This is a genomic window from Salinivibrio sp. SS2 (assembly GCF_001722075.1).
GTDB lineage: Bacteria > Pseudomonadota > Gammaproteobacteria > Enterobacterales > Vibrionaceae > Salinivibrio > Salinivibrio proteolyticus.
In genome coordinates this window covers 32,313-53,882 of sequence record NZ_MEBP01000058.1, presented here as the reverse complement: position 1 = coordinate 53,882, position 21,570 = coordinate 32,313, and the positions used below count along the sequence as shown (strand labels likewise).

At 49.5% G+C, this 21,570-nt stretch carries 18 protein-coding genes; 9 read left to right on the top strand and 9 right to left on the bottom strand.

Annotation, left to right across the window (positions count from 1 at the left end):
* Positions 1-89 precede the first annotated feature (89 nt).
* Complete coding sequence (gene folE / locus BGK46_RS03590; protein ID WP_069587112.1) at positions 90-746, bottom strand: GTP cyclohydrolase I FolE; 657 nt, start codon at positions 744-746, stop codon at positions 90-92.
* A 360-nt stretch (positions 747-1,106) separates the two neighbouring features.
* Here folE and BGK46_RS03585 point away from each other — a divergent pair, with 360 nt between their 5' ends.
* The 5 genes from BGK46_RS03585 (at position 1,107) to BGK46_RS03565 (ending at position 5,218) form a co-directional block, all read left to right on the top strand.
* Positions 1,107-1,928: a phosphate ABC transporter substrate-binding protein gene (locus BGK46_RS03585; protein ID WP_069587111.1), complete on the top strand. Its 822-nt coding sequence runs from the start codon at positions 1,107-1,109 to the stop codon at positions 1,926-1,928.
* 76 nt (positions 1,929-2,004) lie between these two features.
* Positions 2,005-2,916, top strand: coding sequence for a phosphate ABC transporter permease subunit PstC (gene pstC, locus BGK46_RS17590; RefSeq protein ID WP_069587109.1), 912 nt, complete (start codon positions 2,005-2,007; stop codon positions 2,914-2,916).
* Positions 2,917-2,919: 3 nt separating this feature from the next.
* The gene (pstA, locus tag BGK46_RS17585) at positions 2,920-3,765 is read left to right on the top strand and encodes a phosphate ABC transporter permease PstA (RefSeq protein ID WP_069587108.1); all 846 of its coding nucleotides are present in this window, start codon (positions 2,920-2,922) and stop codon (positions 3,763-3,765) included.
* Positions 3,766-3,783: 18 nt separating this feature from the next.
* Positions 3,784-4,539, top strand: a complete 756-nt coding sequence (gene pstB / locus BGK46_RS17375; protein WP_069587106.1) for a phosphate ABC transporter ATP-binding protein PstB — start codon at positions 3,784-3,786, stop codon at positions 4,537-4,539.
* A 238-nt stretch (positions 4,540-4,777) separates the two neighbouring features.
* Positions 4,778-5,218 carry an META domain-containing protein gene (locus BGK46_RS03565; protein WP_069587105.1) on the top strand — a complete coding sequence of 147 codons (441 nt, stop codon included), beginning with the start codon at positions 4,778-4,780 and terminating at the stop codon, positions 5,216-5,218.
* Positions 5,219-5,248: 30 nt separating this feature from the next.
* Here the strand turns inward: BGK46_RS03565 and BGK46_RS03560 are convergent, their stop codons facing one another.
* The 3 genes from BGK46_RS03560 to BGK46_RS03550 all read right to left on the bottom strand — a co-directional run bounded on the left by BGK46_RS03560 (position 5,249) and on the right by BGK46_RS03550 (position 8,023).
* On the bottom strand, positions 5,249-6,805 hold the full coding sequence (locus BGK46_RS03560; protein WP_168174036.1) for a CHASE domain-containing protein: 1,557 nt from the start codon (positions 6,803-6,805) through the stop codon (positions 5,249-5,251).
* Between the two features lie 266 nt (positions 6,806-7,071).
* Complete coding sequence (locus BGK46_RS03555) at positions 7,072-7,266, bottom strand: DUF4250 domain-containing protein (RefSeq protein ID WP_069587103.1); 195 nt, start codon at positions 7,264-7,266, stop codon at positions 7,072-7,074.
* Between the two features lie 85 nt (positions 7,267-7,351).
* Positions 7,352-8,023, bottom strand: coding sequence for a hypothetical protein (locus BGK46_RS03550; protein WP_069587102.1), 672 nt, complete (start codon positions 8,021-8,023; stop codon positions 7,352-7,354).
* A 232-nt stretch (positions 8,024-8,255) separates the two neighbouring features.
* Here BGK46_RS03550 and BGK46_RS03545 point away from each other — a divergent pair, with 232 nt between their 5' ends.
* Positions 8,256-9,464, top strand: a complete 1,209-nt coding sequence (locus tag BGK46_RS03545; RefSeq protein ID WP_254659652.1) for a GGDEF domain-containing protein — start codon at positions 8,256-8,258, stop codon at positions 9,462-9,464.
* A 5-nt stretch (positions 9,465-9,469) separates the two neighbouring features.
* On the opposite strand, the gene BGK46_RS03540 is transcribed toward BGK46_RS03545, so the two are convergent.
* Positions 9,470-10,690, bottom strand: coding sequence for an MFS transporter (locus BGK46_RS03540; RefSeq protein ID WP_069587100.1), 1,221 nt, complete (start codon positions 10,688-10,690; stop codon positions 9,470-9,472).
* A 99-nt stretch (positions 10,691-10,789) separates the two neighbouring features.
* Between BGK46_RS03540 and BGK46_RS03535 the strand changes: the two genes are divergently transcribed.
* Both BGK46_RS03535 and BGK46_RS03530 read left to right on the top strand, forming a co-directional pair.
* Positions 10,790-11,668, top strand: a complete 879-nt coding sequence (locus BGK46_RS03535) for a LysR family transcriptional regulator (protein ID WP_069587099.1) — start codon at positions 10,790-10,792, stop codon at positions 11,666-11,668.
* Positions 11,669-11,799: 131 nt separating this feature from the next.
* Positions 11,800-13,965, top strand: a complete 2,166-nt coding sequence (locus tag BGK46_RS03530) for a YgiQ family radical SAM protein (protein ID WP_084781239.1) — start codon at positions 11,800-11,802, stop codon at positions 13,963-13,965.
* A 77-nt stretch (positions 13,966-14,042) separates the two neighbouring features.
* Here the strand turns inward: BGK46_RS03530 and BGK46_RS17580 are convergent, their stop codons facing one another.
* The 3 genes from BGK46_RS17580 to BGK46_RS03520 form a co-directional block, all read right to left on the bottom strand.
* Positions 14,043-14,198, bottom strand: coding sequence for a hypothetical protein (locus BGK46_RS17580; protein WP_158011253.1), 156 nt, complete (start codon positions 14,196-14,198; stop codon positions 14,043-14,045).
* A 67-nt stretch (positions 14,199-14,265) separates the two neighbouring features.
* Positions 14,266-17,361, bottom strand: a complete 3,096-nt coding sequence (gene ydiJ / locus BGK46_RS03525; RefSeq protein WP_069587098.1) for a D-2-hydroxyglutarate dehydrogenase YdiJ — start codon at positions 17,359-17,361, stop codon at positions 14,266-14,268.
* Between the two features lie 141 nt (positions 17,362-17,502).
* A complete protein-coding gene (locus BGK46_RS03520) occupies positions 17,503-18,984 on the bottom strand; it encodes a bifunctional NUDIX hydrolase/phosphatase PAP2 family protein (RefSeq protein ID WP_069587096.1) in 1,482 nt (493 codons plus the stop codon).
* Between the two features lie 50 nt (positions 18,985-19,034).
* Between BGK46_RS03520 and BGK46_RS03515 the strand changes: the two genes are divergently transcribed.
* Positions 19,035-20,660 carry a VRR-NUC domain-containing protein gene (locus tag BGK46_RS03515; protein ID WP_069587095.1) on the top strand — a complete coding sequence of 542 codons (1,626 nt, stop codon included), beginning with the start codon at positions 19,035-19,037 and terminating at the stop codon, positions 20,658-20,660.
* Between the two features lie 79 nt (positions 20,661-20,739).
* Here BGK46_RS03515 and BGK46_RS03510 read toward each other — a convergent pair whose 3' ends face one another.
* Positions 20,740-21,480 (bottom strand): PilZ domain-containing protein, encoded by a 741-nt coding sequence (locus tag BGK46_RS03510; protein WP_069587094.1) that lies wholly within the window; start codon positions 21,478-21,480, stop codon positions 20,740-20,742.
* Between the last annotated feature and the right edge of the window lie 90 nt (positions 21,481-21,570).

Genomic DNA, 21,570 nt, shown 5'->3' with positions numbered 1-21,570 from the left:
GTAAGCTCGGTTCTGACTGTCATAAAAAACGCCCCCATCTCGCGATGGGGGCGTTTTTATATCGTTTCGCTTACTAAGCGTCTCGCTTCCTAATTGATACCGTGCAAAAATTCAGCGCGCGTCGCAGCATTCTTTTTAAACTGACCACCTAAAGCTGTGGTGGTTGTCTCACTGTTCGCATCCATCACCCCACGCGATTTCACACAATAGTGTGTTGCTTCGATACGAACGGCGACATTGTCGGTTTCAAGTAAGGTTTGCAATGCCACCAACACCTGACGCGTTAAGCGCTCTTGTACTTGGGGGCGTTGAGCGAAAAAGCGAACAATGCGATTGATCTTGGATAGCCCAATCACTTTCTTATCCGGTAAATAAGCGACCGTTGCACGCCCATCAATGGTCACCAAGTGGTGCTCGCAGGTACTGGTGACTGAAATATCCTTCACACGTACCATTTCGTCGCAACCCATCTTGTTTTCAATCATGGTTACTTTAGGGAACTGCGTGTAATCCAAGCCCGAGAAGATCTCGTCCACATACATCTTTGCGATTCTTGCTGGTGTCTCCGCCAAGCTGTCGTCAGTCAAATCAAGATCAATAGATTGCAGGATTTCACGCATGTGAAATTCAATTTTTTCTTTTCGTTCTGCCGCAGACAACGCTGACTTTGCTGTCATCGGTGTCTCAATACCACGAGCAACCAGCGCTTCCTGAACTTTTTTTGCAGCATCGCTCAATGCCATGATGGATTCCTTTTAGGTCTGGCCTAAGTTGTTCTTTTCAGTACACACATTGCCCGCGAACGGATCAGTGCTGTCATTTAATAGAAGAATAACGTTAATCATTTAAAAATACACCTTGTGAATACTATGGCTTTTACTACTTGACCCATAAATGCGCACTTAAGTGTCAAGCCAAGTGAACACGGGAGGTTTGCATGTCTGATTCATTCCACAAGGTCTGTTTTTTTCTTTTCGATGTGGCGTCAAATCGGTTGGCCGTCATCAAGGCTTCAAGTTAATGAAACATATTTGTCATGTTTCTTTCCTAAAGTGCCTCTCGTTCGAAACAACAAACCGCGACTCATCGCAAATAAGGGATACGATATGAAATCTAAGGTCTTTGGCGCCATCGTGATGGCAGGTGCCATGTTCTCTGCCTCAGCAAGTGCACAAGAAACTGTTTCAATCTCTGGCTCAACGTCAGTAACCGAAGTCATGGAAGTGTTGGCTGAAACCTATCATCAGCAACACCAAGACACCTACATCGAAGTACAAGGCACGGGTTCGTCAGCAGGTATCAAAGCCGCTAAAAACGGCACCAGCTATTTCGGCATGGCTTCTCGCGAGTTGAAAGCCTCTGAAAAAGAATCGTCACTTAAAGAAACTGTGATTGCTCGCGACGGCATCGCGGTTGTTGTCAATAACGCCAATGGCGTCAAAAACCTCACTGCTGACCAAATCGCTAAAATCTATCGTGGCGAAATTACCAACTGGTCAAACGTCGGTGGCGAAAACAAACCTATCGTTCTGGTGACACGTGACACAGCTTCAGGCACGCGTGGTGCATTTGAAAGCATCATGGGTCTGAAACGCAAAGTGAACGGCATGAAAGTGTCAGCGATTTCACAAAAAGCACAAGTCGCAAACGGTAACGGCGTCGTGAAGACCATTGTCGCCAACAACCCACTCGCGATTGGCTATATCTCGCTAGGCTCTGTGGATGATTCCCTAAAAGCACTGAGTGTAGACGGTCATGCACCGACCACCGAAGCCGTGGCAGCAGGTGACTACAAAGTTGCACGTCCTTTCTTAGTTCTCCATAAAGAAGGCACTACCTCAGCAGCGGCGGATGACTTCCTCAACTGGGTACTGTCTGCTGATGGCCAGAAGATTGTTGCAAACCAAGGCTATATCGCTGTTAAGTAAATAGATTTTTGGCCCAGCAAATGGCTGGGCCTTCTTTTGTTACATCCTTAGCCATTTTTGGCATGGAGTTGTTATCATGACCATCGCATCCGAACAGGTAAATAATGTCTCGGACTCGAGTCTCACTAAACGCACTCGAGTTGACTGGCGAGAAAAGATTTTTCACGCCTTGTTTTTATTCAGTGCCATTGTAGGCGTGTTATCACTCGCCACCATTGGCTACTTCATTTTCCGCGAGAGTATTCCTGCACTCTCTGCCGCTGGCTTCACCGATATCGTCTTTGGTAGCGAGTGGCTTCCGCCCGCGCTCTACGGCATTGCGCCCATGATTGTGGCATCATTAGCCTCCACCGCAGGGGCTGTCCTTTTGGGTGTGCCTGTCGCCGTGCTCACCGCTGTCTTTATCGCGGAAGTCGCACCGAAATGGCTCGCCAATATCATCCGCCCGGCGGTTGAGCTCCTCGCAGGCATTCCATCGGTGGTTTATGGCTTCTTTGGTCTGGTCATCATCGTCCCGTTGATCCAAGACATCTTTAATGTTCCAGCGGGCAACACCCTGCTTGCCGGGGTCATCGTGTTGGCCGTCATGATCCTACCAACGGTTATTACGGTGTCTGAAACCTCGCTACGCGCCGTACCTCGAGCCTATAAAGAAGGCTCTCTCGCACTTGGCGCATCATCGATGTTTACGATTTTTAAGCTGCTTGTGCCTGCTGCTCGCTCCGGGATCATGACGGGTGTGATTTTAGGGATCGCACGTGCGTTGGGCGAAACCATGGCGATCATTATGGTGATGGGTAATGCCCCAGCGATGCCAGAAGGGATTCTCGATTCCGCGCGTACTCTTACCGCCAATATCGCATTAGAAATGTCTTATGCCACAGGCGTGCATGCCAGTGCCCTATACGCGACCGGTGTCGTCTTGTTGATTTTCATTATGTTACTCAACGGCGCGCTGCTTTACCTGAACCGCGAGAAAGCGAGATAAGTTATGTTGTCACGTCAATTACAAGATAAATTAGCTTTAGGGTTTATTTGGACAGCAGCAGGTTTAACCGTCGGCTTTCTGTTCTGGATAATCTGGTACATTCTGGGCAACGGCCTGCAGTATGTGGACTGGTCATTCATTTCCAGCGACTATACGCGCATTGGTGAGTCATCCGGGATTTGGCCGATGATTGTCTCCACCATCTATATGGTACTGGCCTCGATTGCCATTGCGGCACCACTGGGGATCATGACCGCCATTTACCTCACCGAATATGCGAAAGTGGGCAGTAAGCTAGTCAAAGTCATCCGCTTTTGTACCGAGTCACTGGCAGGCATTCCTTCGATTATCTTTGGTCTGTTTGGCCTCACATTCTTTGTGGCGGTATTGGGGCTCGGCTTTTCGATTCTTTCCGGTGCCTTGACGCTCAGTATTTTGATCCTTCCGGTAATTATCCGTACCACTGAGGAAGCTTTAATGGCTGTTCCTCAAACCTATCGCGAGGGGTCATACGGACTCGGGGCGTCCAAAGTCTACACCATTTGGAAGTTAATCCTGCCCAGCGCGATGCCAGGGATTATCACCTCAATCATTCTGAGTGTGGGCCGCGTGATTGGCGAGTCTGCACCTGTTTTCCTCACTGCCGGTATGGTGGCGCGTATCCCTGATACATTGCTTGATTCAGGACGCACGCTTACGGTGCATTTGTACAAGCTCACGCAAGAGCTTTACACCGTCCATGAGTGGCACCAAGCCTACGCCACTGCCACCGTACTGATTGTTGTCGTGCTGGTTATCAACATGCTAACCAAACTTATTGCACGCCGATTCAATAAAGCGACTTATTAACGCATTCTGAGGCCCGACATGAACAAATTTGAAATCAATGATTTAAATCTTTATTACGGTAACGGTGAAAACCACGCGCTTAAAAGCATCAACTTGCCCATTCCTGCTAAGCGTGTCACTTCGCTAATTGGCCCTTCAGGTTGTGGGAAATCAACACTTTTGCGCTGCTTGAATCGCATGAACGATTTAATTGAAGGTGTCCAAATTGACGGTCGACTCACCATGGATGATCAAGACATCTATGGCAATATCGATGTGGCTGGCCTTCGGATTAAAGTGGGCATGGTGTTTCAAAAACCTAACCCCTTCCCGATGAGCATTTACGACAATGTCGCTTATGGCTTACGTGCTCAAGGCATTAAAGATAAAAAGCACCTAGATGCCGTGGTTGAAAAATCACTGCGTGGCGCAGCATTGTGGGATGAAGTGAAAGATCGTCTCAAGGCCCATGCTTTTGGGCTTTCTGGCGGTCAGCAACAGCGCCTATGTATTGCTCGCACGATTGCGATGGAGCCAGAAGTGATTTTGATGGATGAACCCACCTCTGCCCTCGATCCTATCGCGACGAAAAAAATTGAAGACTTGATGGAGTCATTAAAACAAGACTACACCATTGTCATTGTGACGCACTCCATGCAGCAAGCCCGTCGTATTTCCGACCGCACTGCCTTCTTTTTGATGGGAGAGCTGGTGGAGCATGATGAAACTGCCACGCTCTTTGCACAGCCACAAGATGACCGAACACGAGGCTATGTGAACGGTGATTTCGGTTAAATACGTCGCTGCCAACAAAGTGTCATAGAGTTGTGATTAACTAACTAGGCACTTGTTTGCATCGGTTCCTAACTCCAAACATAACGATAATAATTCACGCGATGGTATATCTTGGCCCCTCTACCGGGGCCTTTTTTTTGCGCGGAACAAAAATAGACAAGAAATTGACATTGATGCATCACTTCATTGCCACAATAAGACCCATCAGGTCACCTCTCCCGTGTAGGAGGAAATCATCATGAAAAAAGTGTTATTAGTCGCTACGTTGGCGAGCATCGGTGCAACCGCTTGCAGCAACGATTTTACCGCTGATCCATCAAACCCAAACGCGATCACCGTTGAGAATATCGCTCAAAAGTGGCAGTTGGCGATGGTCGATGACCAAGCCATTAATGCGGAAGGGGCACCAACCCTTACCATTAATACTGATATGGTCGCGAGTGGTTATAGCGGTTGCAACCGCTATTTCGGTAATGCCCAGCTCGAAAATAGCCGTTTTCGTATCGACCGGATGGCGAGCACACGTATGGCATGTGCCTCTCAAGCGATGGATATGGAATTCACAGTCAGTGACGTACTCAGCGACTGGAGTGAAATCAACATAACCGACAACCAGCTAACACTTGCTAACCATAAGACGACACTGACGTTTAAAACCGTGCAAAGCAACACGCCGTAGATAAACCGAACGGCGCCTTAGGGCGCCGCTTTATTCTATCTCCATCCAATGCCAGCGTTCTGGTTCATCCGCTCTTGCCCGAGCGAGGGCTATCTCCCCGTAAGAGCACATTCTCGCCACCGTCATTTGCTCGTGATCGCTGAGCGTTACCCCACCGACATAAACGTCTACTAACATGGCCCCCTCTTCTCGTTCAAACGGTAACTGTAAGCGTTTTACCGTCAGTAAGCACTCTTCAGCCAGTCGCTGGGCGCCTTCTGTGCGCGGTAATATCGCGACAAATTGGCTGCCACTGTATCGGCATAACAAATCACCAGGGCGCTTCAGCATATTATCTAACGCTTCTGACAGGCGGCGAAGCACTTGATCGCCGGACAAACGGCCATACTTGAGGTTGTAATCCGATAAACGCTCAACTTCCACAATCATCAAACTCAGCGGAGTTTCTTCTCGCAGTGCTCGCTGAATTTCACGCTCTAACTCCGCTTCAAAATGGCTGCGATTGTACAGTCCGGTTAAACCATCACACTTCGTCATCGACTCGAGCTTGGTGTTTGCGTCTCGTAATGCACGGGTTTTCTGATCAACCTGTGCCTGTACGGTTAAGGTTCTCAGTTGTAGTCGATAGAGCAGATAACTGATGATGATAAAAATGATGGTGCCTGCCGCGAACACCCAATAGGGCATGTAGGACTGGCGTGCTGCTACATACTCAGCGGTTGGATATCCTTCCACTTGCCACTCTCTGCCTGCGAAAAATACCGGGAGTGATTGCTGGGTTAACGTCTTGTTCACCGGTGAACTGAGAGTGGCTATTTGGCTATGCAAAAGCTGGGGGTTTCGCTCATTGGTAATGTCGTTGAGCGAGAAATTAATCCCATCATTAATCACCGTATTAATCGCGAGATTAACAAGCTCTCCAATATCAATGACCGCGACTAAAAAGCCGCGAAGGTCACTCGTCTCTTCGCCACTTAACTGTTCTGGGTCACGGAGAATCGGCATAATCAGCAAAAAGCCCTGTACGCTGCCATACGCCCTTTTGACCGTCGTCGCAGGCGTTGCAACAGGCACTCCGGTGTTGAAACTGGTTTTAAGCGCTTGGCGAGTCACAGCAGTCGATCCCATATCATATCCAATCACCGACTGATTACTGCTCGCGCTCGACGTAAAACGGATAGGAAAGTACATGTCTCTTCGCTGAGCGGGGATCAATGCTCCTGTCTCATCAAACTCAACAATATCCGTTCTCTGTTGTGAGCCTTCTTGCATCGCATCTTGAACATAGTGCCGTCGTTGATGATGCATCACTATATCCACCCACTCAATCGACTTAAAACTTAGGTGACGCTCCAATACGCCTGATGTCATCGGTTGAAAGTTGCGTGCACTGAGGCGATGGCCCGCATCAAAATGATTTTTCACTGCGTACAGCAGCTCGAGACCAAGGTTGACTTCCCTGCCCAGTGCCATAGCAGCATTATTGACATCTTTTTGGACTTCTTTGCGAATCGCATTTTGCTCAGACTGGAACAGCAAATGGCCAGTCAGCGCAGAGAAACCTATCCCCACGAGGACTGTTATCACAATGATGCTCCAAGCGCGTCGCGGCATTCCAAACGTCCTTCTGTCTGTATCCTGTTGCCGAGAATTCGGCCGCTTTTATATAAAATTTCGCCACATTAAGCGTAGTGCTTCACAGCTCGGGTGATCAATTTTTTAACAAAAACAAAACAATTGTCACGAATAAGGTCAGCGCACTTTGAACAGAATGCTAATCAAGGAAGACAGAAAAGGCCCACTCCAGGTCTGAGTGAGCCTTCGCTAAAACGGTGAGTCACTAAAACAATCGGTTATTTCAATTTCAATTGGTTGGTTAGCGGATCGTACTCACAACCAATGTCGTTAAATTTGTCTCGGATTTGCTCATCGTCTAGGTCGAAATGGGCCATCAATGATTCAAGGCTATCGCACTCTAAACGCAAACGTTCATTAGCAATACTGAAAAATATTGCCCCATCCAAACGATGAATATTGTTGATGTCCATAGTGGCCGCTCCTTTTCTCAGCTGAACCCGTTGGGTCAACAAAGCTCGGTTTAAAGTATAGAAACACTCGAGGCCACTCGCCAAATCATCCCATCACAATGGTGTTTAGGCTAACACTGGCAGCAAATAAAAAACCAAACCCAATCATTAAACGCCACCATGCAGGTTTGGTGTGTTTGAGCAAATGCCAAATGGATGCAGCAATACCCAACAAGCCTAATCCAACCCCTGCAAATAAGGCATTGATATTCACAGCGGTGAATGTTGTGAGCGATGCTGCCACAGCAACCAGTAATACCGTGGCCATCAAGGCCAGTACGCTCGCCAGAGGCAATAAGTTATCAAACGCTTGTAAGCGTGATTTGGCTCTAACTAAAAGGCCGTGTCCGGCACTGGCTCCCAGAAGTACTACTTGCAGCAAGCCAAATACAGCGACCATCCAGCCCTGACTCGCCGTAATGATTAACCATGCAACACATGCCGTTAAGTTTGCGACATGTAGCAAAGGAATGGGACCGGAGTGACGCGTTTTGCCCGTTTTTGATCGAAACGCAAATAAGCCTAAAAACAGAAAGGGTATAGTGGCTAAAAAGCTAGATGGAACCAATATCACCCATGCGAACACCAGCACCCAATATGCACGGTGGAAACGGCCTCGCTGGCCCGGACAGATTTCACCTTTGAGTAATGCCAACGACAAGACCAGTTGCGCACCCAAAATAGCCGAAACGAGGGAAGGAGCAACATACGCGTACATAGAAACAACACCTTATGGCGATCAATAAAAAACCCGCAACTGTGACTACTTCTTACGGTAAACAACTGGCGGGATCACATTAGATTGAATAAATACTGTAAATACGTACAACAAACTGGAAGGTTTGCGCACGAATACCACACTTATGACAATTGAAAACGAATCAAAACAACAACGCGATCATAACAAAAATAGGCGCGCTACCGGAACCTTTGTACACGCAGGAGCAGACATGAGCGCAATGACTGAAAACATGAGTCATGTTGTCTATAAGCTTCAAATCTCCTTTCTCGAGCTTTGGAGCGCAAAAAAGCATGCCAATAGCTTTAACAATACTCGCAGTACCTATTTGCGTAGTCGCTTGTGTGTGCTTTGTTATGTGTGGGCGGCGCTTACCATCGCTTGGTCTCCCGCAGACTTTCTTTTTCTTGGAGACAAAACGATCGCGGCGCAACTTTCCGTTCAGCGCTTGATTCTTGCCGCGTTCCTGATTGCGATTGGCTTTTCAGTCAATAAAGTGAATAACCTTAAAGCGGCCAAGCTGGGCTTGATGGCGATGGTCTGTGTCACCAACCTTTTTTATTTCTCAGCCAGTCATACATTAGGCTTTCCCTCTGAGAACAGTGTTTTTTCATACAGCTACACCCTATTGCCCATTATCCAAATAGTGATGCTGACGATTTTCCCGCTCACCATGAAAGAGAGCTTAACGCTGATGAGCGTCACCCTCGCCTGTCATTTGTGGGTGGACTCGTTTAGCGGTGTATTGCTCAACCCGGATAATATTTCATCCTACTGGCTACAAACAGTGATTGCCATGATGGTGTTATGGTCACAGCTTTCACAGTTGCATATGATTCTCAGGTTGTATCGCCAAGCCACGCTGGATCCGCTGACCGGTATTTATAACCGCCGAATGCTTCTGCAACTGGCGATGCACGCCTTAGCGATCAGTGAAGACAGGCACTCTCCTTTCTCGGTCCTATTGCTGGATTTGGATAAATTTAAGCGTATTAACGATAAATGGGGGCACTACGCAGGCGATGTGGTTTTGCAATCTTTCACACGTGCCGTGCAAGAGCGACTGCGAAAGTCAGATATTTTTGGTCGCTTTGGCGGTGAAGAGTTCATCGTTTTTCTTCCCAAATGCAATGTCGACAGCGCACAACAGATTGCAGACCGATTGCTGAATGAAATTCGCGCGATGGATGTGTTTATTGACGAAAGAGACGCGCCTTTGAAAGTAACGGCATCAATTGGCATTTCCAGCTATCAAACTGGTGATACCCTATCTTCGTTAATTGAGCGGGCGGATTGCGCACTCTATCAAGCGAAAGCAGAAGGTCGCAACTGTACACGTCAATATCAAGTCGGCCAGCACTGTCCCAACGATGCCAGAGAAACGGCAAGCTATATCAATAGCGCCCTAGAAACCAGCTAGTGCCATTAATGGCTCAACGCCGTTTCTGATGAAGAGGCGGCGGGTTTGCTTTTTCCCGTTGACTTGTAAAGCGCAAATACAAGTCCCAGCACAGCAAAACCCAAGCTGCACGCAGCGACCACCACACCTTCCCAAGCATAGTGTTGCCAAGCGGCAATCAGGTAAAAGCCACCTAAGCTACCACCAGTGTAGTAATGCACCAGATACAAGGCCGTTGCCGTCGCTTTACCCTGATTGGCTTGTCGGCTTACCCAACCATAAGCGAGAGAGTGAGTGAAAAATGCCCCGCCACTAACCACCAGTAATCCAACAATCATCCAAGTGATGTCATGGTGTAAGGTCACTAATACGCCCAACATGGCAACAATGGTGCCAAATGCCATGCCACGAATCGCACCGAACCTAAGTACCCAGCGTCCACTCAATCGTGATGTAACGGTGCCCGCGAGATAACAGATAAAGACCGACGAAACCAAACTCACTGGCAATTGATAAGGCGGCGCCACCAGCCGGAACGCCATTACCGAAAACAAATTGACGAATAACGCAAAGTTGATACCGCCAATTAACATAGCTAACCACAACCTTGGGGTACGAAGATGAGATAGCACGCCTCGCGAGTGAGTCAATAACGAGGTATTCCCTTGGGTAAAGTATTGCTGACGCGGCAATAATTTCGTCACCAAGGTAACGCCCAACAAACTCAATACCGCCATTCCTAGCACCGCCCCTTGCCAGCCCCACCAATCGGTCATCATTCCCCCCGCAACACGTCCGGATATCCCGCCAAGAGAGTTGGCACTGATATAGCTGCCTACCGCGATCGCAAACGCTTTAGCAGAGAATTCTTCAGCCATATACGCGACCGCAACCGCGGCAAAGCCACCTAATGCTGCGCCCATCAACGCCCGTAACCCAACAATCAACCAAAAGCTGTTGGTTGCTGCCATCAGAAGCCCGATCGCAGGGAGCATCCAGAGGCTGACTAGCATAATCGGACGGCGTCCGAGTCGTTCGGACAATACCGCCCACGGGACGAGTGAGAAGGCAAGACCTAAGGTCGCGGCAGCCAGCAACCAGTTGGCACGGGTTTCACTGATCCCATCGTTGCTCGCAAATACTGGCAACATCGGCTGAAAGAGATATAAGTTGCAAAAAATAAGGAAGGAGCCGAATGCCAGAGCAAAGGCCGTTAATCGGTAACGCGATGAGCCAAGCTCAATCATGACAACCTCATCATCTCATTAAGTTGTGATCATGCTAGCAACGGCAATGTGATTAATAAAATATATTAAATTTATATTATCCATATCTATTATTTATACATGGACATTAAACAGCTGCGTTACTTTATTGCTGTCGCGGAGGCGGGGAGCTTCACCCACGCCGCACAGCAGCTTCACATTGCACAACCTGCGTTGAGTATCGCTATCAAAAAGCTTGAACACCATCTTTCTATGCCCCTTTTCGTACGTAGCGAGAAGCGGATTCAGCTAACGCAAGAAGGCCAAGTGCTGCTTACTCATGCGCATCGTGTGGTGCAACAGATGCGCGATACGTCTACCGCAATGGATGAGCTGAAAGGGTTGCAAAAGGGCGAGGTTCGGATTGGTGTGCCCGGTATGCTGGGTTCCTACTTTTTTCCGGACTTATTGATGGGGTTTCGGCGACGCTATCCTGACTTAAAGTTAACCATTATCGAAGCTGGCACCCATTCATTAAGAAAGATGCTACTCGAGAGTGACTTGGATCTGGCGGTGATTACCGCCAGTGATGTGCCCTCATCGTTAGAAACCATGCCCCTCATTTCCTCGCAAATGGTTGCAGTGGTCAGTGAGGAACACCCACTTGCCGGGTGCCAAACCCTCGACTATCAGACCTTTTTCGATCATGAGCTGATCATGTTTCGCCCCGGCTATTTCCATCGTGACTATTTGGATCATATTTGCCATCAATACGCGATACGCCCCAAGCTGTCTTTGGAAACGAATTTGCTGGCAATGATTTTAAACATTGTGCGTCATGGCGTTGCGATTAGCGCATTGCTTGAGATGGTAACCGAGCACGAGCATGGCATTGTGGGGATTCCATTCACTCAGCCGATTAACCTCGATATCTCAATGGCATGGCGTAAGGATGGTTATCTGTCTTTGGCTGATCGTGCCTTTATTGATTATGTAAAAACCCACAACCCCTCCACGTAATAGAGTACCCGCTGGGATCATTTGCCCCTATACTCCATGCAGGAATACCGCTAAAATCGCCGGCTAATTTATCGCCCGTCTTGGGGTATCACCCATCCTCAAGGCCTCTGGGCTGACCAAGAGACGATAACGTGACACCAACTGCTATTTACGATTACACCCCCTACTGGGCCGCTTGCTTTGGACCGGCGCCTTTCCTGCCTACAACCCGAGAAGAGATGGATATACTCGGCTGGGACAGCTGTGACATCATCATTGTGACCGGTGATGCCTATGTCGATCACCCCAGCTTTGGTATGGCGGTGATTGGTCGCGCGCTTGAAGCACAAGGCTTTCGAGTCGGGATCATTGCGCAGCCTAATTGGCACAGCAAAGATGACTTTATGGCATTGGGGGAACCAAATCTGTTTTTTGGTGTTACCGCGGGCAACATGGACTCCATGATCAACCGCTACACCGCGGATAGAAAACTGCGTCATGATGATGCCTATACGCCTAACAATGAAGGTGGAAAGCGCCCCGATCGCGCTGTACTCGTATACTCACAGCGTTGTCGAGAAGCGTACAAGCAAACACCGATTGTACTGGGTGGCATTGAAGCGAGTCTGCGTCGCCTTGCCCATTATGATTATTGGTCCGATAAAGTCCGTCGCTCAGTACTATGCGATGCGAAAGCGGACATTCTGCTGTTTGGCAATGCGGAACGTGCCTTGATTGAAGTGGCTCACCGTCTTTCGCGGGGCGAAGCACTGGCTGATATGACACGGATCGCGGGGACAGCAGTGATGATGAAGCATCCCCCAGAAGGCATGGCCGAAGTTGACTCAACGCGCATCGATAAGCCGGGTAAAGCCATGGTGATGCCGAATCCTTATGCCACCGAAACGCAATGTGAAACCAATAAGAAAGCAGAACCTGACACGGCAAAACCGATCACGATTCGTCCTTCTCGCCACGATGCGAAAAATACCTATGTGCGTTTGCCATCATTTGAGAAGCTCAAAAACGATCGTATTTTATACGCCCATGCCAGTCGCGTGATGCACTTAGAAGCCAACCCCTATTCAGCGCGGGCACTGGCCCAACAACACGGCGATCAGCTGCTTTGGATCAATCCACCTCCCGTACCACTGACTACCGAAGAAATGGATTACGTGTTTGGTCTTCCTTATGCACGTGTTCCTCATCCTAAATATGGAAAGGCGAAAATTCCCGCCTACGACATGATCAAAACCTCGGTAAACATTATGCGTGGGTGTTTTGGCGGATGCTCATTTTGCTCAATTACCGAGCACGAGGGACGGATCATTCAAAACCGTTCGCAAGCCTCGATCATTGAAGAGCTCAACGATATTCGTGATAAAGTGCCCGGCTTTACCGGCACCATTTCTGATCTCGGTGGGCCTACCGCGAACATGTACCGTTTAGGCTGTTCGGACCCCAAGGCCGAGCGAAATTGTCGGCGACCGTCTTGCGTGTTTCCTAAAATTTGCGATAAGTTGAACACGGATCATCGTCATACGATTGATTTATATCGTAAAGCTCGCCAAGTCGAAGGGATTAAAAAAGTCTTGATCGCGTCAGGCGTCCGGTACGATCTCGCGATTGAATCGCCCGAATACGTGAAAGAGTTGGTCACCCACCATGTTGGGGGTTACCTCAAAATCGCCCCCGAACACACCGAGAAAAACACCCTCGATCTAATGATGAAGCCGGGGATGGGCGCCTATGAGCGCTTTAAAGCCCTGTTTGAAAAATACAGCAAAGAAGCAGGAAAAAAACAATACCTTATCCCCTACTTCATTGCCGCACATCCCGGATGTACGGATGAGGATATGGTGCATCTGGCATGCTGGCTGAAAGAGAACGATTTTGAGTGTGATCAGGTGCAGAACTTCTACCCATCACCGATGTGTAATGCCACCGCGATGTATCACTCTGAGACCAACCCGCTGAAGCGAGTGAAGTATAAAAAACGCGAAGATCTCACCGTCGCCAAAGGCGAGCGTCAACGTAGACTGCACAAGGCACTGTTACGTTACCACGACCCTGCTAACTGGCCACTGATCCGTGACGCTTTGGTGCGTATGGGTAAAAGTCACCTTATCGGTAACGGCCCTAAATGTTTGATTCCGAAAGAAGACGCCCCTGCTAAAGTGGGACGTCAGCGCCGCTCTGGACGTCATGGCACCCAGCGCTTTGCGACCAAGCACCCAAATCAACCCGACATTCGTCGCCCCAGCGGAAAAAACCGTGCGTCGGCCACTACCAATAAGCCGTCTCGCAAGCGTAAATAACCGTTTAGCGACAGGATCAAAAACGCCCCAACATCTCGCGATGGGGGCGTTTAATCGTTTGCCGAGCAAATGGGTGACTAACGAAATAGCTCAGCGCCAATAACCAGCAGCGCAAGCACGCCCGCAATCCCCCCGACAACCCACGCGATTTTCTTTTGCGTGCCCTCATCAAGGTACTGTGCCGCGGTGATACCAACCAAAACCAGCAAGATGATAACAATCGTTTTAAGCATCTGTTTTGCCTTCGTTTTTAGCCATTATTTCACTGTACGCGAAACCCATTTGCGTGCAAGCTCAATGTTACTTTACGTGTTCAGTATGGACACGATCACTGCGGGTGCACGCTAAACGCAGCAATACCTGCAATGGATGCCGCAATTGTTGCTCACTAAACCGTTTGACCTGACTGCGACACGAATAGCCCGTCGCGAGGACCCGCTCTGCCGGCAATTCGGCCAACTTGCCTGACCAACTTAAATCGTAGATGGCTTGCGAGGTCTCACGCTTATCGGCTTCGTGGCCATAGGTACCCGTCATACCACAGCATCCAACCGATACCGGTTTTAGCTCGGCACCAAAGTGAGCGAACAGTTGTGCCCACTGCTGCTCTGCATGTGGCAATTGTGTTTTTTCGGTACAGTGGCCAAACAAGTACCAGGTTCCCGCATCTATAGTGTCCGCTGGCGGCAATGCTGGCACCACTGACATCAACCACTCGTGACTGAGTTGAACGTTAAAATCGCCTCGCTTTTTGCCCAACGCTTCGCAGTATTCATCACGATAGCAAAGCACCAATGCCGGATCGACGCCCACCAAGGGAATATTCAGCGCAGCAAGCTGATTAAGAAACGCCGCGGTATTCTGTGCCGTTGCCCCAAACCGGCGTAAGAAGCCTTTCACATGCTGGGCCTTGCCGTTGGGCTTAAACGGAACCAACATCGGCACTTTTCCTAGTTGGCGCGCAAGCTGAACAAGATCATGCACAAGCGGTGCTTCATAAAAGCTGGTAAACGGATCTTGGACAATCAACACATAATTTTCACGCTCTTGTGCAGACAGCGCTTGCAGCCAAGTTAGATCAAATTTTAGCGCATGATCGCCAGCCAAAGACGCTGCTAAGGTGGGCACCGATAACGCAGGCGTATCAGTATATCCCACCAATTTTGCCGTCAACCCTTGTGCCCAGCTGGGTTGAGTGACGGCGTTTACCAACTTGGGCGCTTTTGCCATCAGGGGCAATAACGTTTCAATGTTCGCCACGAGGTGGTCTTTGATCGGGCGCGGGTAGCGGCTGTAATACAATTGCATAAACCGAGAGCGAAAGCTGGGAACGTCGACTTTAATCGGGCATTGGCTCGCACACGCTTTGCACGCCAAACAGCCATTCATCGCTTCCATCACTTCGTGGCTAAAATCGTCCGCTTGCTTACGTCGCGTAAAATAGCGGCCAAATTTTTTCATCACCTCACGCACCGAGGGAGATTGCGTCATTAAGGCCTGTTCCACATCGAGCGGATCAACCCCCTGCTCGGCCAATAGACGCAACCATTCCCGTACGATCCCCGCGCGTCCTTTGGGAGAATGGCGACGGTCGTAGCTGACTTTCATCGACGGACACATCGGTGACGCGGTGTCATAGTTAAAGCACAACCCGTTTCCGTTACACTCCATCGCTCCTTTAAAGCTGTCGCGAACCTCAATGGGGATTTGCCGATCGTAAAAACCACGCTTGGTGTCATCAACACGAACCAACGCATCTTCGCTATTGATAGGCGTACAAATTTTGCCGGGATTCATGCGGTTTTGCGGATCAAATGCCGCTTTAACTCGCCGTAATTGGGTAAACAAGGTGTCACCAAAAAACGCCGGTCCGTATTCTGAACGATATCCTTTGCCATGCTCCCCCCACATCAGGCCACCGTATTTCGCAACCAGCGCAACGACTTGGTCTGACAGGGTTTTCATGATTCGCTCTTGTTCCGGATCGCATAGGTCTAGTGCGGGGCGAACGTGGAGCACACCCGCATCGACATGACCAAACATGCCATAATGCAGATCATGGCTGTCTAATAAGGCACGAAATTCACTAATAAAGTCGGCTAGGTTTTCAGGCGGCACACAGGTATCTTCGGCAAAAGGCACCGGCTTCGCTTTCCCTTTCGTCGCCCCGAGCAGGCCGACCGCCTTTTTTCTCATCGCATAGATCTTGTTGATCGACGCGAGATCGCGACAGATTTGGTAGCCAATCACGCCCTGTTGCTCGTGCTCAATCAAGGCATCCAGCTTGTCACAAAGTGCGGTAATTTGTTGGTCAATATCGTCAGCATCATTGCCTGCAAATTCCACCATATTGATGCCATGCATGGTTTTACCCGGCACATCTTGCAACAAATCACTCACGGTGTGCCAGACAATGTCGTTGCGAGCCAAATCCAACACCTTGGCATCAACAGTTTCGACCGATAACGCCTTGGCCTCTACCATCATGGGCGCATTGCGCAAGGCCGAGTCAAAGCTGTCGTACTTGATGTTGACCAAGGTGCGCACGGTCGGGATCGGAGTAATGTTTAAGGTCGCTTCGGCAATAAAGGCCAGCGAGCCTTCCGCGCCACATAGGACGCGGCCGATATCAAACCGACTCAATGCGTCATCATAGACATGCTTAAGATCGTAACCAGTGAGAAAGCGGTTTAAAGGCGGAAAGGTACGCGTGATCAAATCTCGGTGCTCTCGACACACCGACGAGACCGTCTCTAATGCACGACCGGCAAGATCGTCTCGCTCCATCGCATGATTTAATTGGTCACTATCTAAAGGCTGCGTATCTAACACACTGCCATCGACGAGTACCGCCTTTAACCCCAATACATGGTCAGAGGTTTTCCCGTAACGAAGCGAGCCTTGTCCCGATGCATCCGTATTGATCATACCGCCAATGGTGGCGCGATTACTGGTGGAAAGGTCGGGCGAGAAGAAGAAACCGTAAGGCCGCAGGATGTCATTGAGCTGATCTTTAATCACGCCAGCTTGTACCCTGACCCAGCCTTGCTCTGGGTTAACCTCCAATACCTGATTCATGTGGCGAGAAACATCTACCACCACATGTTTCGTCAGTGACTGACCGTTAGTGCCCGTTCCGCCACCGCGAGGAGAGAATTTAATCGCATTGAAAGGCGGCGCTTGTACGGTGTGCCCAATGAGTGCAAGGTCGTCCACACTCGCCGGGAAAAGCACTGCTTGTGGCAGTGCCTGATAGACGCTGTTATCGGTCGCCACGGCCAATCGGCTCGCGTAAGTTGACTCAATATCGCCTTCAAAGCCTGCTTGCTGCAAAGCGGTTAGAAAATCAACGACGGCGGACGACAAGCCCGCCTGTGGGTGTATTGCCGGTATCATTGCTGTTCCTGTGCGCAGTATCCACCATGCCTGGTGTGACTTTTTGTTGTGCTGTCACTTTACCTTAACTCTACGCGCAGCCAAAGCGATCACCCATAATTCACCACCAATCCATCACAAAGTACCGTTCGCCAAACGTAGCTATAACGATTGCATGCCTATTTTTCGGGCTAACCAACGTGCTAACTCAGGGCTGGCGATCAATGCCCAAGGCGGTATGCTCCAAATTGCCATGCACGTGAAAATCAGCAACACCCAACTGACCCCAGTTAACTGGCTGACACCATAAGCAACACCGAGAATGATCCCCGCGCCGAGAATAATCCAGGCAAAAGTGAGTATTTTTCCGCCTCGTGTTTGTGCGGGTTTACGGGTTGGGAACAGCTTATGCCAAACTTGACCGGTATAAACGCCGGCCGCGAGGGCAGCGAGATACAGCAAATTTGGCAACTTCACCGCTAATGCTGCAAGCGCCAATATGATGCATACCAACAGCCATATCCGTGCGGTATTGAGCAGTGGCCGCGCATTTTTTACCGTCAGACCATCAAGTTTGACGGTCACACTTGCAATGCCGGCACCAATCAAACCGCCAATGATGACATCACTGGCAAAGTGTACACCGAGGTACATCCGATTCAGGCCCATCAATACAATCACTAATACTGTCAGCGCCAACGCTCCATAGGCGGGCGGATGCTCAGCGCGCCGCTTAAGATACCAAGCCGTTGTTACCGCTGCCGCCAGTAAGGTGTGGCCGCTCGGTACTGTAAAACCTCTCGCATCACCGATTTTTAACTCGGGCCAAATAAAGAAAGGCCGAGGCATTGCAAAGCCGCTTTTTAGAAGGGTTGATACCGCGGCAGCACTGATCAGCAAAAACAACAAAGACAAGGCCGATTTATGGCCTCTGAAAACCAAAAATAGCGGTACAAAAGCAAGATAGAATGCCGTTTCCCCTAAAATATTGACCAGCCAAAAGACCTGAGTGGTGAACGAAGCCATGGTCTCGCCCATTGCGGCAACGGCTTGCTGGACACCCGAGACTAACCCGTACTGACTCACATAAAAGGCAGGGGCGAGTGCGCTAAAGTCTGCCAACGCGGTCACATCGCTGCTTGGCACTTTATCGACTAAAGACCACAGTAGCGCTCCCCTGTCATTAAATCGGTATTGATAGTCTTCAGCGTGCGCTTTGGGTACGAGTCGGGCTTCGTCAATTTCAGAGGCAAAGTTCGGCGCCAGCCACGCAGGCAAAATGCCAGTACCATCCGCTTGGGAGACAACCGGTAATGGGGCCAAGCTGCGACAATCAAACAAGACGCCGCGATGATCCTGATAACGCACCTTACCAACATCGACGCGAATAGCGGTCTCTTCAAATACTTCTCGTGCTAATGCTTTTTGCGGGGATTCCGCAAGGCTTACACGGCCGCCCGGTAATCCATAGCGGCCACTGACGCGGTCTTTGACGAGCAGCAAGCGCCCTGCAGGATCAACCACCATACAAGCCACGCCAGCGATCCCTTGCTCAGGTGAAAACGTATTCTCTGCGTCGGCTAACACAGAACTCGACACCAACCAGCTAACAACTGACAATAGTAAGGCGATACTCCATTTCATGCGGCAGCTCCTGAATGCATGTGTCGTAACAAAATAAAAAAGGACAAAGGATGACGCAGCCAGACCCTCTTTCTCCCTATTATTATCATCATAACTTCCTATGCTTGATGGATTTAGTGTCTGAACGTGATTGGGATCTGCTCAATCACGCAGAGCGTCATTGGATCACCACCTTTCAACAGCTTAGCTTTAAGGCGCAATGTTTGCTGATCCGATTATTGATGCGTCGTCATGATTGGTTTGTCGCCGAAAAATTGGTGTATCACGAACTCGGCGACTTGTCTCCTTTACTCGACGAATTAGCCACGCAGGGCTATGTTCGCCTCACCCATCAGGCGGCCACCGAGGTGGTGCTGAATCTCCTGACCAAACCCCAGATGGCTCACGCTTATCCGCAGGCTGACGTGCCCAAAAGCGCCAGTAAAGCGCAATGGCAAGTCGCGATTCAAGCGACTTATGGCGACACGTTGACCAGCCCAACCATGCTCATTGAGTGTCTGCAACCCGAGTTGTTATCCGTATTTTTACTGCTCTACTTTGATAACTCGCGTCAAGACTTGAGTCAGTTTGTGGTGGCCGAGCTGGGTATTCAAACCTTTGAATCTTACGCGCTCCGTCAATCAGAGCGCCTCTTTCAATGCCGTGAACATATCAACCATTGGTTGCACTTGTCGGCATTGAATGAGCATTATTGGCAAGCGAAAAAAGCCAAGCAATCCGACATCATTCTCGCCCTAACTGACCAGCTTCCCGCGCGGTACGCATGGCCACCACTGGAGCGGAAACGCCAACGGTTAGTGAATCGCATTGCCCGTGAACACGAACGCCATGCAAACCTTGATACGGCACAAATGCTCTATCAAACCACCACACAGCCTCCAAGCCGTGAACGACAAGCGCGGATAGCCATCAAGCAAGACGATATCGACTTGGCCTCCACACTGATCGGCACCATGTTGCGCGCTCCTCATGATGAGGATGAACGTGACATCGCCTGTCGCCTCGCCAAACAAAAAAAGATCCAACAACATATTGGGCTCCATGAATTGCCTGCGACGCCGATCAGCGAAATACACACAGAGCACCTGGCTTTACCCTTGCACGATCGCGTTGAGTGGGAAGTTGCCGATTATTATCGCGCTCAAGGTTGGACAGTCTGGTACAGCGAAAATTGCTTATTGAACGCACTGTTTGGATTATTTTTTTGGGACATCCTTTTTATGCCCGTCCAAGGAGCATTTCTTAACCCATTTCAACGCGGGCCACGTGATTTATACAGCGAGGAGTTTTGCACTGCGCGCCAACCTGCCATTGACGATCGCCTCAGTGACATAGACAACGCGCGTGCGCTGATAAAGCAGCATTATGCAGAAAAGCACGGCATAACCAATGATTGGGTCCACTGGGGAGTTATCGAATGGCCGTTACTGGATGCAGCGTTACGCGCGCTCTCCACCCACCAACTCAAAGCGTGTTTCGAAAGAATATTGTTTGATCGACGACATAATCGCAGCGATCAGCCTGATCTTTTTATGTGCCGAGCCGATGACTATCAGTGGGTCGAAGTAAAAGGACCCGGCGATACGCTCCAGCACCATCAAAAACGCTGGCTGCACTTTTTTAATCATCATGCCATCAATGCAAAAGTCATCTATGTGCAGCGCTGCCCGCAGTGATAATGATGCGATTACTGGACAGCGCATGGCGATGCAAGGCCTCGCCTAAAGAGAGTGGAGGGAGCTTAAAGTGACACTGTCACTCATCACTTTCAACGGTGGGATTAAAAATGTAGCGTGAGCCGTCAAAGACTAAGCGTTTAATCAATTCACGACAGTGCTGAAGTCCCGATTGATCAAAAGACAAGCCGTAGCGCTGCATGCCCCACTTTTGTTGACGATTCTCTACTTGTCCACTCAGCACAAAACAGTCATCCCCGTGCGAAGGCCGGACTTGAATCGCGAGTTGATGCTTCATTTCAAACACGGGAGCGATAGCATCAAAACTAAACCCACAGCCACCGGCGGAGATATCGGTTAGGTTGACCGACAAACGTCGCTTCTCAAGTGGGATTTCACCTTTGACGTTGAGCTCATAACGGCTTTCTTTCCGCTGTTGAATCAACTTGGCTTGCTGCGGTAATTCCACCAGCATAATCGCGGCTGGCGACATCATGATATGTGAAATCCGTGAGGCAAAACGAATTTTGGTGCCTTCTCCCTCATCCGATACGCCATCAACCGCAATGCGATACCCTTCTACAAAGAACTGGTTTAACTGCTTAACGTTGCGGGTGGGAATGGTAAAGAACAGTCGCTGTTCGCCATCAAAGCCAATGAAGGTACTCTGGCAGCTAAAAATTTGCCCAACCGGGGTTTTAATTTGTACGTGAGTGGCGGTGCCATGTTTAAGAAAGCCAACCGCACGTAAGCCAATCACGGCTTCTTCACGCACTGTTTTATACTTTTTGGCTTTAAGATCGGGGAGTGCTTGGGTCATGAATTATCTTATAGCGTTATAGTTATCAACTATTTATACAGCTAGCGAAATAAGGGGTCAACAATGGAGCACACCAAGACTGTGCTCCAT